Genomic DNA, 13,279 nt, shown 5'->3' on the forward strand with positions numbered 1-13,279 from the left:
GCGGTATCGCCCGCCGTGACCACTCCCCGTGATCTGTGACAGAACCTCACTCTCACCTACAAAGCCGCCCGTGCCGTCCTCGTCCGTCGACCACCTCGACATCGCACGCCAGCGGCCAGGCCGAGGCCGGTGGGGACGCGGGACGACCCCGTGGGACCGCACAAATGACCGCCGCCGCACGGGCGCTCTCACCGGGCACCCCGCACGGCACACCCGGGTGCACGGCCACGCCGCTCCCCGACGATCCCCGCGGCCCATCCACTGGAACAGGCGCAGCTGCGGACTGCAACCTTCCTCAACGTCTGCAAGATCGGTGGACGTCGCGCGCCGCTCAGCGCACGCGACCGAGCAGACCGGCGGGATCAGGCTCGGCCTGGAGGCCGCGGAGCAGCAGAGTCCACAGGTCATGCAGGTGCTCCTCGATGTGCCGGCGTCCCTCCAGGGCGTCGGAGACGGTGTGCAGACCGAAGAAGGAGCAGACGATGCCGTGGGCGGTGGCGGCAGGTGGCACATCGGCAGCGAGTTCACCGTTACGGGCGGCTTCTTCGAGTAGCTGTGTAACGGCTTCGATCCAGCCGAGGAACGGTGCAGGGAGCTGGGCGTTGATGGCTTTGCGTTCGGCCCAAAGGCGTGCTCCGGCCCGGACGACGATGTCGTCTCGAAAGGCGCGTGCCACCTCGAAGCTCAGCCCGACGAGTTTCTCCAAGGCCGGCAGGCCGGGCTGCCGGTAGCGGCTGATCAAATGCGGCCACGTGGCGAAATGTTCCTCGACGATGGCGAGGGCGAGCTTCTCCTTGCTGGCGTAGTGGAAATAGATGGCCCCGCTGGTGCGACCGGAATGCGCACTGATGTCGCTGATACTGGTACCGGCGTACCCTTTCTCGTCGAACAAGGTTGCCGCCGCCTCAAGAAGGAACCTGCGCGTCGTTTCCGCCCGGATCTGCACGTACACCTCAAACGTTGTTCCCGTTCCGCCGGAAGGCAACCTACCGCTCCCCGCGCCCCGGAATTCAAGGGTGCGCATGTTCGAATTTCGGTATTCCCTGGTCGTATGAGCACCTCAACGGTCAGGTCCGTCGGAAAGAGTGAGCCGCTCAGCTGGTCCCGTACCGTCGAGCGGGAGCTGGTGCACCGGACCTCGGTGGCAGAGGTCCTCCTTACGGATGTACGGCCGACCGATACCCCGCACGTCTTCCTGGCGGCGGCGTCATGGCCACGCGCGCATGCGACGTTCCCCCGCGACGGGTCGCAGCGGCACAGCCCGCTGATTCTGGTGGAAACACTGCGTCAGCTCGGTCTCTACATTCCCTTGCGGTTCTACGCGGTTCCGGAGGTCTTCCGTGCGGTCATCACCGACCTGTACTTCCACCTCAGCCCCGCCGACGAGTTGCCGGCCCGCGCCGGAGCGACCGAAATCACCTGCTCGGCACGGGTCAGCGCCGTACGGCGGGCGCCGGACGAGTCCGCCGTCGGACTGCGACTGAATGTCACCTTCGCCGCGTGCGGGGTGGCTTTCGGCCAAGGTGGCGGGGGCGTGCGATTCCTGGACGGCGCGCGCTTCACCGCGCTGCGCGCCAGGAGCGCGGTCGATGCCATCCCAGCTCGCCCTCCGGAGGGCTGGTACCACCCGCCGGCCGCACAGCTGACCGTGAATCACCCGCATGATGCGGTCCTCGCTCTCGACCAGGGCGAGCTGCTGGTCTCGCCGGCCGACCCGCTGCACCCGTTCTTCTTCGACCATCCCACCGATCACGTGCCTGGCATGGTGCTGTTGGAAGCCGCCCGCCAGGCCGCCTCGTACCGCAGTCGGGGCAGGCTGAGCCGGCCCCTTTTCGGCAGCCTGAAGGCCTCCCGGTTCACCGAACTGACCCCACCCGCACGCGTGCTGTGCACCCGGCACGGCTCGACGTGTGCATTCCGCATCCTCCAGGGAGGCACAGAGACGGCTTGCGGCACCTTCAGTTATACGTAGAGCACACAATATTGACAATTGTGAATTGGTTGACCTCTCTGTGTTGCTATCCGTAACGTAACGATCGCTATTTTCCGGCTGGAGCGGAAGAACTCCTCTCCATGGGATCTGCCCTGCCGGAATCCCTCGGCCCGGTGCCGGGCGTCCGTGGAACCGACGCTGCCCTGCCTCTCTCGCGACCGGTCGCATCGGCGCCTTCGGGCCCCATCAGAACGGACTCCCGAATGACCGCAGACAGCATCCTTTCCTGGACCCCCGCGGCCGTCGTTTTCGACTGTGACGGCACGTTGATGGACACCGAACGCCACTGGGAGGACGCCCGTGACATGGTGCTGCACAGCTACGGCTGCGCGCTCTCGGACGAATTCGCGGAAAAGGCGCGAGGGCTGCACTACACCGAATGCGGGCGCTTAATGGCCGATGTGGCCGGGCGACCGGAACTGACCGGGGACATGACGGAATCATTGCTCAAGCACTTCCGTGAACTCGTCGCCGCAGACCCCACCACCATGCCCGGGGCGCCGGAATTGGTGCATTCGACCGTGCAGTTCGCCCCGCTGGCCGTGGCCAGCAACTGCCCGCTTGAAGTCGTCGAGTCCTGCCTGGGAATGGCTGGACTCCGGGATTGCTTCAGCCACATTGTGGTACCCAACGACACCACGAGACCCAAACCTCATCCGGACGTCTACCTCACCGCCGCCCAACTCTGTGGGGTGGACCCCGCTGACACGCTGGCCGTCGAGGACTCCCACTGCGGCATCCAAGCTGCCGCAGGCGCGGGCATGCGGGTACTCGGAGTCGGCCCCCGCCCCAGCGACAGGGAGACGGCATTGGCCGACTGGTGGGTCCACTCGCTGGCAGAGCCGGCTGTGCAGGGATGGGCCGATGCCCGCATCCCTGCCCAGGGCACTGGCCCCACTGGGCCCGGGACGACGACGGCATGACGTCATGACGGCGGCCCGGCCCGCGGCGGACTTCATGACGGGCCGCGGGCCGGGTGGCATTCAGGGTGACCTGCGGTGCGGGCGCCACCGCCTCGTCAGGCCATGAGGTGCCCGGCATCCCGCGACACCGACGGGGCGACGCCGTTCAACTGGCTCATCAGGTCAACTTGCTCTTCAGGCCCGACCAGGGGCCAGCATGGCCCGAGGCGTCGCTACGGGAAATCGCCGTGGGGATCCCCTGGCCACGGCCCCGGTACGACGTGCGGAGCCGGCTGCCGGGGTAGGAGGATCCGGTGCCCCGATGCGCGTCAGTACCTCCCGACCGCCGGGGGGCGACCGCGCCGCACCTTCCCTTCTCATTCACCACGGTGCCGCACTCGCGGGCGCCGCGGCTCCAGCGGCGAGGGGCGTTGCTGCTGGAGCGGTGCGCCACGACGCTCCATGACCTGACCATGACATTCACACCCACCGACGATCCGCTCGATTCCGCCCGAGACGGCGGACGGACAGGCAGCAACGGCGCCCCACGTTCCCACAGATCATCAGGCACCAGGCCGGCAGGCATCACGCGAAGAATCTTGTCGGCCCGCCCCTCAACTTCCAAGCTCCACAAGGCAATTCCGAAGCGGTCCAGCGGGTCGCGACCGGGCCCGAGCGGCGCCGGGTCGTCGCACGACACTGCGGGAGCAGCCCCGGGGGCGATCGTCAATTACAGGTTGACGACCCTCGATCGTCAACTTAAGGTTGACGCATGAGTCCACTCGACATCAGCCTCGCCGACCTGATCGCCCGACTCGACGAGGAACTCCCCGAGGCCAACGAACTGGCCCGCATCAGCGAGGCGCGACTGCGCGCCCAGACCCTGTCCGACCTCGGTGACCAGCTCATCGACCACTACGTCAGCAAGGCCAAGCAGGCCGGCGCGTCGTGGACCGAGATCGGCGACGCCATCGGGGTGTCCAAGCAGGCCGCCCAGCAGCGCCACGCACCCGGCCCCTTCGAGCGGTACACCAACCTGAACCGGCACAGCATCGTGCTGGCACAGGAGGCCGCCCGAACGCACAAGCACGACTCCATCGGCACCGAACACCTCCTGCTCGGCCTGCTCGGAGAACCCCGGGGCCTGGCATACGAGGTACTGATCGCGAAAACCGGGTCGGAGCAACGCATCCGCGACGCAATCGAGGAAGCGATGCCGCCGGCCGGACAGAAGGCACTGCGGGGACACATCGCGTTCCGGCCGGAGAGCAAGGAGGCCATCGAGCAGGCACGCAGCGCGTCGGCCGACCTCGGCCACGACTGGGTCGGCACGGAACACGCACTACTGGGCCTGATCCGCACCGAAGAGAGCCCAGCCGCGCAGATCCTGCACAACCTCGGCTTCACGCCGGACGAACTGCGCGAGACGATCAAGACCAAGATCACCAAACGGTCCGCCGCACGCAACGAGCAGTAGCCAGACGATCAGCCGCCGCGCAGGACCGGGCGGCACAGCCTTCCCACCCGACACGGGAGGGTGCGCTTGTGCCGCCAACCCCCACCCGACGCCGCCAAAACGTTGTAGTGCACGGTGGGTGAGAGGCAGCCGTGCACTACGACTCATTTCGAAACCGTCAGTAAGAGGTCAGCAAGCGCCAGCATCGCACAAGCCGCTCGCAAGCTCCCTCCAACGGTAGCGGCTCCACGAGAACCGGCTCCTGCCTTCCGCACTCAGCCCCTGTACGCAGCCGCCTCCACACCAGCCCACCTCTGAAGAGGAGTTGTCCGAGGTGTGCAGCATCTTTCGGTGTGGCTTTGTGTACTTGAAAGGGCTCTGGTCCCGCGTCGCCCCGGCTTCGGGATGGCCATTAATTGATCTTGCTCAGGAATCGGTCGATCCCTCAACGCGGCTTGGCGTGGACTGCGGTGGCAGCTGATGTTCGGTGAGGAGCGGGAACAGTCGGGTGACTGCGGCTACAGCCACGGCATTCGGTGAGCGTGTGGCGGGGTGATCCCCCCGGTTGCGGTAGCCGGCGAGCAGGCGGCGGATGGAGGTGGCGAGTTCGGCTGTCTCGGCCGGGGTGAGGTGGAGCACGGTGCTGAAGGATTCGTCCTGCTGCCACCCCGCCGGCGCCTGGTCCCGGTGAGCCAGCCAGTGCTGGTAGCTCTCGTCCTCCAGCCCGCGGGCGAGGGCGGTGAATTCTTCCGACTCTTCCTCGCCCGTGTGCTGGGGAGTGTCCCATCGCAGCCTCCACGGCCGGGCCCGGCCTCCATGGTGAGGCGCTTCTTCGATGAGGCCGTACCGGGCGAGTTGGCGCAGATGGAAGGAGCACAGGCCGGAACTGTGCCCCAGGCGGGCGGCGGCCTCGGTGGAGGTGAGGGTGCCGGTTTCGGCGATCAGGTCGAGCAGGGCAATTCGTACGGGGTGGTCAGGCAGGAGCCGCCGGGCCCGGTCCTGCAGGGCCTCCGCGGCTTCGACTCGACGGTTTCCATCACTCATTTTGCAAAGCCTGCTACTTTGCAAAGCACTTGGCAAGCCGTCAGGTCTCTCGGCGGCTGGGTGCCGGTGGCTAGGCGCTGCGTAGAAGGGATTGATGGTTCATGGCTGTTGGGTTCGGTGACACGGTGCGGGATCGCCGGGTGCGTGTGCAGGGCAAGCCCGTCGAGTCCTATCCACGGCTCGCGCCGGAGGTGGAGCGTGGTGCGGTGCGCAGGATCACCGTGGTCGGGGAGGAGATACTGCGCCGCCGGTGCCGCAAGGTGACTGAATTCGGCACGGCGGAGCTGGCGAGGCTGATCGATGACATGTTCGCCACCAACCAGGTAGCGGAGGGGGCTGGGCTCGCCGCCAACCAGGTGGATGTGGATCTGCAGTTGTTCGTGTGGGACATCACGGATGAGTGGGGTGTGCGTCACGTTGGGCATATCGCCAACCCGGTTCTTGAGGAAGTATCCGCCGACGACCGTCACTTGGTGGAAGAACCCGAAGGCTGCCTGTCAGTCCCCGGCCCTTACCGCGTGGTCCCTCGCCTCGACCGTGCTGTCGTCCGGGGCGTCGACAAGGACGGCAATCCTCTGGTGATCGAGGGCAGGGGGTACTTCGCCCGGTGTCTGCAGCACGAAACCGATCACCTGCACGGCCACCTGTATCTGGACCGGCTCGCACAGCGGGAGCGGAAAGCTGCTCTCCGGGAGATGCAGGACTCCCAGGACAAGGTGTTCGCCCGGCGCGCCTCGGCGGCGAATCGGCTCGGCAAGTGACTGGTGTTCTCTGAAGTTCAGTTGAGGCGTGCCGGGGAGGACGACGTCCCGTAGCTACGGGCGCTGGTGAAGGTCCAGGACTGCTCCGCCCTGCCTGATACGGCCGGGTTGGGCCGTACGGCTCACCCGGCTGCCCTCCCCCACTGCCGCGGTGCCCGTGCCCGCCTAGGAGCTGTCCGGCCGATTATGTGTGGAGCCAGATGACGAGGGCTGCCGCGGGCCGCCCGCCGCGGGGAGCCCTCCCGCAGGCGGGCGGCCTGACTGTCGGTCTTCTCCGGGATCGTGTGCCGGCCCCGGCGCCGTCCGCAGCGCGCCGGCGTCCCCGGCTCAGGGCGCGGTGGCTTCCCAGGCCGCCTTGATCATCCGGAAGACCTCGTCCACCGTGGCCCCGGGATCGTCCGCCCGGCAGGCCAGCGCGTAGGCGTCGATGGCGAACCGCGCGGTCGCCCGGCAGGCCGTCGCACTCCGGGACAGGTGGGGATCGGCGGCCAGCGCCGCTGCCAGCGCCTGCGCGTGACGCAGGCTCATCGACTCCTCGTATTCCCGCAGGGCGGGTGACTCCTCGATCATGCGTCGGACGGGGGCGCTGCCCTCCGCCGTGCAGTGCCGCACCAGGGCCTGGACCTCGCGGTGCAGCGCCGGGATGAGCGGCTCGTGCGGAGGCCGGTCGGTTACCGCCCTCGTGAGGCGCTGCTCGAAGTCCTGGTCGCGCTCGAACACCAGGGCCTCCTTTGAGGCGAAGTGGGCGAAGACGGTGGTGACGGCCACGTCGGCCTCGGCCGCCACGTCACGGATGCCCACGGCGTCGTACCCGCGCTCCAGGAAGAGCCGCAGCGCGGCGTCAGCGATCTTCTGACGGGTCGCGGCCTTCTTGCGTTCGCGGCGTCCGGACGGCTCGGTCATGCCCTGACACTACCAGGTATGAATCCATAACCGTTGTGAAACCCTAACGGTTAGGTCTATCTTCGGCGGCATGAGGAAAATTAGTTTCGCCGAGTTCGGCGGTCCCGAGGTCCTGCAACTGGTGGAAGCCGAGGAGCCCCACGCGAGCCCCGGTCGGATACGCATCGCCGTACGGGCGGCGGGTGTCAACCCCGTCGACTGGAGGATCCGGGAGGGCCAGGTCCTGGGAGCCCATCCGGTCGAGCTGCCCGCCGGGGTCGGACTGGACGCCGCCGGGGTGGTGGATGAGGTCGGCCAGGGCGTCGAGGGGGTCGAGGTCGGCGACCGCGTGTTCGGCGAAGGCGCCGACACATACGCCGAATTCGCCGTGCTGTCGGCCTGGGCCCGGATGCCCGAGGGGCTGACCTTCGAGGAGGCGGCCGGGTACCCGTCGGTGGTGGAGACCGCGCTGCGCGTCATCCGCGAGGTCGGCGTGCGGCCCGGGCAGACGCTGCTGGTCAGCGGCGCGTCCGGCGGCGTCGGGTCGGCGGTGCTGCAGATCGCCCGCGAGCGCGGCATCACGGTGATCGGCACGGCCGGGGCTGCGAACCAGGACTACCTGCGCGGCCTGGGCGCCCTCGCCACGACCTACAACGAGGGCTGGGTCGAACGGGTGCGGCACCTGGGCCGGGTCGACGCGGCCCTCGACCTGGCCGGCTCGGGCGTGATCCGCGAACTCGTCGAGCTGACCGGGGACCCGCGCAAGGTCGTCTCCATCGCCGACCTCGGTGCGCCGCAGCTGGGCGTCCGGTTCTCCGGCGTGGCCGGGAGCGTGCCGGACGCGCTCGCCGAGGCCGTCGACCTCATCTCGCGGGGCAGGCTCCACATCCCGGTCGAGAAGTCGTACTCGCTCACCGAGGCAGCGGCGGCGCACACCGACAGCCGCGCCGGCCACACCCGGGGGCGCCGGGTCCTGGTCGTCTGAGCCGCGGCCCGCCCGGCGTCCCGCGCCGAACGGCCGGTCACTGGCGGGTGGTGAAGCGGCGTCGGACGAAACCGGGGCGGTTACGCCTCGCCCACAAGGGCGACCGCGGCGCCCTCCGTCGAGATCCGGTGGGGCCGTCGGCGCGTTTCCGGACGGGCCGGTCGCCGCCCGGTGCGGAGACGGCTCGGACTATCGCCTGTCTCGCGCGTTGGTCCGGGCATGGGGCGGGGTGATCTCACGGATGAGGAGTGGGAACGGCTGAGGCCGTTCCTGCCGGTCAGCAACAGGCGTTGTGGCAGGTGGCGGGACCATCGGAAGGTGATCGACGGGATTCTGCACCGGGTGCGGACGGGTGTTCAGTGGCGTGATATTGCCCGGGTCGCCGTGTCCCACAGCCGCACGTGCAGTCGTCAGACAAAGCGGCGAGCGTTTTCCCGTCCGGCGAGAAGGTCACGGTCTTGTACGTGTTGGTGCACCCCTTGACCCGTTGCACGACGGACAGTTCCGTGTCCACCATCCCGGCGCTTCCACCGAGCCCGACCATGCCGAACCGCCGAGGTGGCCGTCGCTCTAGCCGCCGCCCACCTCACGCATCCAGGCATGCGATGGACACATGGTGCGGTTGCGGGTTGCCGGTTGCGGTGCCCGGTTCGCCGCACGCGACCTGCCTCGCGAGCCTCGACTGCTGCTCCCGGCCAGCATCCGGTGCCCAGTCCGCCGCTTGAGCGCCGTCCCGGCCGTCGACGCCGGCCGGGGATGCTCGCCTAGTACGGATGCGTGGCGATCCGTACCGACAGCCGCTGCAGGGTGCGGCGCAGGACGGCGGCCTGGGAGGGGTTCTCCCCTGGGCGAGCTGGCGGTAGTTGGTGTACAAGGCGCACTCGACCTGCAGAAGGTCGCCAGGGAAGTCCTAGGAGGACATCCCCCCGGATGGCATCACATGCTCGAATTACGACGCAGCACACACGGGTGAACTTTGTGACCGAGTGCTGGAGTTGGCCGCTGAGTGCCGTAGCTGACCAGCCCGACGACTGCCCGATCGAGGCTTGGGCCGTTTCCTTCGGACCGTCGGATCGGCGGCCCGGCTGTACCGCTGACTGACGCTCAGCGGGCGCGGGTCCGGTTGGTGGGTCAGTGCGGCCGGTTATGGGCGCGGGCTTCGGCGGCGGACTTCAGGTCGCGCAGCCAAGCTTCGAGGCCCTCGCGGAGGAGCTTGGTCGCGGTGGGAACGTCCGCTTCGACCTGTGCGCCGGTGTGGGTTTCTTCGGTGCTCACACGTACGCCGCCCTTGGCCTTGGTGAAGTTCCACACATGGACGCCTTCGATGCGCAGTCCTTCGCCGATCGCGGGGCCGGTCCAGCGGATGCACGAGTTGTGCTTGATCTGCTGGACGGTCGAGGTGATATCCAGGCTGGTGGCGGGAGTCGACGGGTTGGGGGGTATCGGGGTCGTCCAGCGGAATGCCGAACCCTTGCGGAAAGGGCCATGGTCGAGGCGTTCCACGGTTTCGACGGGGGTCTGCCAGGACGGCCAGCGCTCCACGTCGGTCTGCAGCTTCCAGACGGTGCGCAGCGGGGCGTTGATCACGATCTCGGTCCGGTGGCGGACGAGAGCGTCGGGGTCTACGCCCTTCCCGCGGCAGGTGAGGGACTTGTCCGGGTGGGAGGTGAGGGAGCCGATGGCCCCGGCGGGTGCGGCAGCGGTACCGAGGAGACCGAGTAAGAGCGGGGCGGTGAACAGGGCGGCGCGGACGCCGGTGCTGCGGATGCCGGACATGGAGTTCTCCCTTTATCGGTCGGGGGCGTAAGAGCTGCCTGTTCGGGCAGGGCGCGCAGCGACACCGCGCGCCCGCAGTGAGATATAAGCTCAAGTGTTCGTTAGAGGTTATAACGCTACGGCGAAGTGAAGCAATGGGTGCGCGATAGCTTCTAACTGACTCCTGAGGATGTAGCTAGACAGGTGGGGTAAAGCGGGCCATGGCGGCGACGGGTGCGAACAACCCGAGGGAGCGCCATCGGGCCCAGGTGCGAGCCGAGATCACGGAACGCGCCTGGGACCACATCGCCGGCGACGGGGCATCCGCGCTCTCCCCACAAAGGTGCAGTTCAGCGTGCTTGCAAGGGCCTTGCCCATGTCCGCCGCCGCGCCCAAGCCGAAGCTCAGCGGTAGGGGCTCCAACGGCCAAGACGTGCCATCAGCTTCCGCGCCGCGTCCTCGTTCAGCCCGAGGGCGGCTGCGGCCTGCTCGGCGGTCACGTCCCGCCGGGCATCGTGGGCCGGCCAGTACCCGACCTGTGCAGCCGTCACCTCCAGTCGGCGGGCCGCCCGAACGGCCGCCAGCGGTGAGGACTTCGCCAGCCTCTCGATCTCCCCCGCCAGCTGAGCCAGCAGACCGGTGACCGTCTCCGGCAGAGGTACAGCCGAATTCTCCACCATGACGGTGTGCTCGTCCCAATCCTCCAGGCACGCATCCGCCGCGAACGCGCCCGCCTTGGCCAGCTCCTGGTCGCCGATCTCGTCCCAGTCCAGCCGGTGCTCTGTGCCGTTCCAGCCGCAGGAACACACCGCGCGCAGCGCGGCCGCCCGCGGTACATGCGCGAAGTGGCCGTCGTAGACACTCCACTGCGAGACCGACTGCCCACCTCCACCAGAATTCATCTGGAAGAAGACAGGGCCCGGAACGGTGCCGTCGGCCAGGAGTACACCGACCGCGCCCTCGTGCGAGGCGCCGAACTCCTCCGTCGTCCACGACTCACGCTCACCCATGGCAGCCCTCCAGCCGCTTCGCCTTCACCCGAGCGCGCCCTCGGACGGGGCGCTGGAGACGACGATGCCGCAGCCCGGCGGGCGGCACACCGGATTCGCCAAAGAGGCGAGACGCGCGCCGGCCAGTCCTGGACGGTGCTCGGGGAGCCTGGGCTGGCTTTCCACCTGGTGGAGGTGGGATTCGGCTCGCGCATCTCCGTACGGGTGCGGCCCGGCCTGATGCGTCCCGTCACGGGGGGCCTTGGCCTGTCCCACACACCGCCAGGGAACTCGGTCGAGGTCATCAGTCTGGTCGGGTGTGGGGAGCAGTACGCGTGGGACGTCCGCCGCGTCGGATGAGGAGCTGTAGGTTCTCAAAACTCGTGGGCCGCCGAATCTCACGAACGATGGCTGAACAGTGGCCGAGCGCCACGCGTCTGAGAGGGAGTTTCGCGCGAGTTTGAGTAGTCGTGCTGTCGTCGCCTGAGGGGTGTGGGTAGGCGCCCCGGACTTCGGCTTCCAGCCGAAATGCATCGGGGGTGTCCGCTCGGAGCTCAAGTGACTCGTCAAGCACGGCATCCTCGCCGAGCGAGAGCGAGAGCGAGAGCGAGAGCGAGAGCCCGACCCGAGCCCGGACTGTCCGTACTGGCGCGACGGTAAGCACGACTCCTGCGGACCACCCGTCCTGCTTGAGTGCCTGGGCGGGCACTTGAGACATTTACCGGGTACGCCGGGAGGGCAAGACCGAGACGCGAACGACGTGTCCCGGCCTGCGCCCTTCCTGGTCCTGCGGGCTCCTCAGCGCTGCGGGTCGATTGCCACGGAGTAGAGCACCTTCCCGTCGATGTCGCGCAGCCGTACGGTCATGACCTTGGACGAGCCGTCGATGTCGACCTCGCCGAAGTACTGGTGGCCGAACGCCGGATTGTTGTGCTCCGCGTCCGGGGCAAGAGCCTGGAAGCGCACCTGGGGGCCGAACGTGCCGTCGAGCTTGTTGGGCTCGTTGGCGACGATGGCGTTGAGCGGGCCGGAGACGAACTCCCAGAACGGCGTGAAGTCCTGGAAGGCCGCCTTGTCCGGGTCGTAGTAGTGGGCGGCGGTGTAGTGCACGTCCGCCGTGAGCCAGACCGTGTTGGCGATGTGCCGCCGGTGGATGAAGGACAGGACCCGGGCGATCTCCCCTTCGCGGCCCAGCGGAGCGCCGCCGTCGCCCTGCGCTACTGCCTCCTGGGCGGTGCCGTCCGGCACCACGAGGCCCAGCGGCATGTCCGCGGCGATCACCTTCCAGGTCGCCCGCGAGGCCGCCAGCTCGCGTTCGAGCCATGCGACCTGCTTCGCGCCCAGGATCCCGCTGTCCGTGGCGGGGCCGGTGTTCGCGCTGTTGGCGTCCCGGTAGCTGCGCATGTCGAGTACGAAGACGTCGAGGAGCGGCCCGTAACGCATGACCCGGTGGACGCGGCCGTCGCCGCTGGGACCCGTCTCGATCGGCAGGTACTCGAAGAGCGCCTGCCGGGCGCGGGCGGCGAGGACGTCCACGCGCCGCTCGGTGTAGCGGGTGTCGGTGAGCACTTCGCCCGGATACCAGTTGTTGAGGACCTCGTGGTCGTCCCACTGGTTGATCTGCGGGACGGCCGCGGCGAAGGCGCGGAGGTTCTCGTCCATGAGGTTGTACTTGTGCTGACCGCGGAACTCGGCCAGGGTCTCAGCGACCTTGGACTTCTCCGGGGTCACCAGGTTGCGCCAGACGCTGCCGTCCGGGAGGGTCCGGGTCTCGGGGATCACGCCGTCGGCATACCAGAAGTCGCCGCTGCACAGGAAGAAGTCCGGGTCGCGCTCCGCCATGGCCCGGAAGATGCGGTAGCCGCCGGCGTCCGGATTGATGCCCCAGCCCTGGCCGGCCAGGTCGGCGGACCAGACGAAGCGCACGTCGTCGCGGACAGTGGGCGCCGTGCGCAGCCGGCCGGTCGCGGGCTCGCCCACGAGCGAGGCGTCGCCGGGGTCGGCGAGCCGCACCCGGTAGTGGACGTCGCTGCCGGCGGGCAGCCCGGACAGTTTGACCTTGCCCGTGAAGTCGGTCTCGGCCGTGAGGACGGGGCCGGGTATGGTCACCGACCGTCCGAAGTCGGGGCGGGTGCTCACCTCGACCGCCATCCGGGCGGGCCGGTCGGCCCGGGTCCAGACGACGCCGCCGTGCGCGGTGACGTCGCCGGTCTGTACGCCGTGGGTGAGGGCGGGGCGTCCGCTCCGTACGAGGGCCGGCGCGGCGAGAGCGGGTCCGGCGCTCGCGAGAGCGGTGGGCAGAGCGGCTCCGGCGCCCAGAAAAAGGCCGGATCGGAGGAGTTGGCGTCGCTGGATTGCCATGGTCAGTGCTCCCTGGGTGGCTCGACGGCAGGCGTATCTGCACGACTTCGCGCATGTCTACTCACCCGCGGGAGCCGGCACCCCTCGGCTCGGTGAATGGGCGGGGGCGCCGGGCCCAACTAATTCAAGCCACGCGAAGAAACGGGCACGA

12 protein-coding genes and 1 pseudogene are annotated in these 13,279 nt (G+C 68.6%); 7 read left to right on the forward strand and 6 right to left on the reverse strand.

From position 1 onward, the window contains the following. Positions 1 to 331: 331 nt before the first annotated feature. Positions 332 to 946 (reverse strand): ScbR family autoregulator-binding transcription factor, encoded by a 615-nt coding sequence (locus tag NUT86_RS01060; protein WP_371874954.1) that lies wholly within the window; start codon positions 944 to 946, stop codon positions 332 to 334. Between the two features lie 105 nt (positions 947 to 1,051). Between NUT86_RS01060 and NUT86_RS01065 the strand changes: the two genes are divergently transcribed. The 3 genes from NUT86_RS01065 (at position 1,052) to NUT86_RS01075 (ending at position 4,372) form a co-directional block, all read left to right on the forward strand. After that, positions 1,052 to 1,972: a ScbA/BarX family gamma-butyrolactone biosynthesis protein gene (locus tag NUT86_RS01065; protein WP_274732722.1), complete on the forward strand. Its 921-nt coding sequence runs from the start codon at positions 1,052 to 1,054 to the stop codon at positions 1,970 to 1,972. Between the two features lie 224 nt (positions 1,973 to 2,196). After that, positions 2,197 to 2,916 (forward strand): HAD family hydrolase, encoded by a 720-nt coding sequence (locus NUT86_RS01070; RefSeq protein WP_159492005.1) that lies wholly within the window; start codon positions 2,197 to 2,199, stop codon positions 2,914 to 2,916. 751 nt (positions 2,917 to 3,667) lie between these two features. Then, entirely contained in the window at positions 3,668 to 4,372 is a 705-nt protein-coding gene (locus NUT86_RS01075) for a Clp protease N-terminal domain-containing protein (protein ID WP_274732723.1), read from the forward strand. Between the two features lie 405 nt (positions 4,373 to 4,777). On the opposite strand, the gene NUT86_RS01080 is transcribed toward NUT86_RS01075, so the two are convergent. Then, entirely contained in the window at positions 4,778 to 5,395 is a 618-nt protein-coding gene (locus NUT86_RS01080) for an ArsR/SmtB family transcription factor (RefSeq protein ID WP_274732724.1), read from the reverse strand. A 101-nt stretch (positions 5,396 to 5,496) separates the two neighbouring features. On the opposite strand from NUT86_RS01080, the gene def reads away from it, so the two are divergent. Next, the gene (def, locus tag NUT86_RS01085; RefSeq protein ID WP_187412883.1) at positions 5,497 to 6,156 is read left to right on the forward strand and encodes a peptide deformylase; all 660 of its coding nucleotides are present in this window, start codon (positions 5,497 to 5,499) and stop codon (positions 6,154 to 6,156) included. A gap of 327 nt (positions 6,157 to 6,483) precedes the next feature. Here def and NUT86_RS01090 read toward each other — a convergent pair whose 3' ends face one another. Further along, the gene (locus NUT86_RS01090) at positions 6,484 to 7,059 is read right to left on the reverse strand and encodes a TetR/AcrR family transcriptional regulator (protein ID WP_274732725.1); all 576 of its coding nucleotides are present in this window, start codon (positions 7,057 to 7,059) and stop codon (positions 6,484 to 6,486) included. 70 nt (positions 7,060 to 7,129) lie between these two features. Here NUT86_RS01090 and NUT86_RS01095 point away from each other — a divergent pair, with 70 nt between their 5' ends. Further along, on the forward strand, positions 7,130 to 8,023 hold the full coding sequence (locus NUT86_RS01095; RefSeq protein ID WP_274732726.1) for an NADP-dependent oxidoreductase: 894 nt from the start codon (positions 7,130 to 7,132) through the stop codon (positions 8,021 to 8,023). 219 nt (positions 8,024 to 8,242) lie between these two features. Next, the gene (locus NUT86_RS01100; protein WP_274732727.1) at positions 8,243 to 8,506 is read left to right on the forward strand and encodes a transposase; all 264 of its coding nucleotides are present in this window, start codon (positions 8,243 to 8,245) and stop codon (positions 8,504 to 8,506) included. Positions 8,507 to 9,154: 648 nt separating this feature from the next. Here NUT86_RS01100 and NUT86_RS01105 read toward each other — a convergent pair. After that, positions 9,155 to 9,799: an SRPBCC family protein gene (locus NUT86_RS01105; protein WP_274732728.1), complete on the reverse strand. Its 645-nt coding sequence runs from the start codon at positions 9,797 to 9,799 to the stop codon at positions 9,155 to 9,157. Positions 9,800 to 9,999: 200 nt separating this feature from the next. Here NUT86_RS01105 and NUT86_RS01110 point away from each other — a divergent pair. Further along, positions 10,000 to 10,113 (forward strand): annotated as a pseudogene (locus tag NUT86_RS01110) (TetR/AcrR family transcriptional regulator); the annotation flags it as partial. Positions 10,114 to 10,182: 69 nt separating this feature from the next. Here the strand turns inward: NUT86_RS01110 and NUT86_RS01115 are convergent. Together NUT86_RS01115 and NUT86_RS01120 are read right to left on the reverse strand one after the other, a co-directional pair. Then, positions 10,183 to 10,788, reverse strand: coding sequence for a hypothetical protein (locus NUT86_RS01115; protein WP_274732729.1), 606 nt, complete (start codon positions 10,786 to 10,788; stop codon positions 10,183 to 10,185). 777 nt (positions 10,789 to 11,565) lie between these two features. Beyond that, the gene (locus tag NUT86_RS01120; protein ID WP_274732731.1) at positions 11,566 to 13,128 is read right to left on the reverse strand and encodes an alkaline phosphatase D family protein; all 1,563 of its coding nucleotides are present in this window, start codon (positions 13,126 to 13,128) and stop codon (positions 11,566 to 11,568) included. Between the last annotated feature and the right edge of the window lie 151 nt (positions 13,129 to 13,279).

This window comes from Streptomyces sp. G7(2002) (assembly GCF_028870195.1).
Lineage (GTDB): Bacteria > Actinomycetota > Actinomycetes > Streptomycetales > Streptomycetaceae > Streptomyces > Streptomyces nigrescens.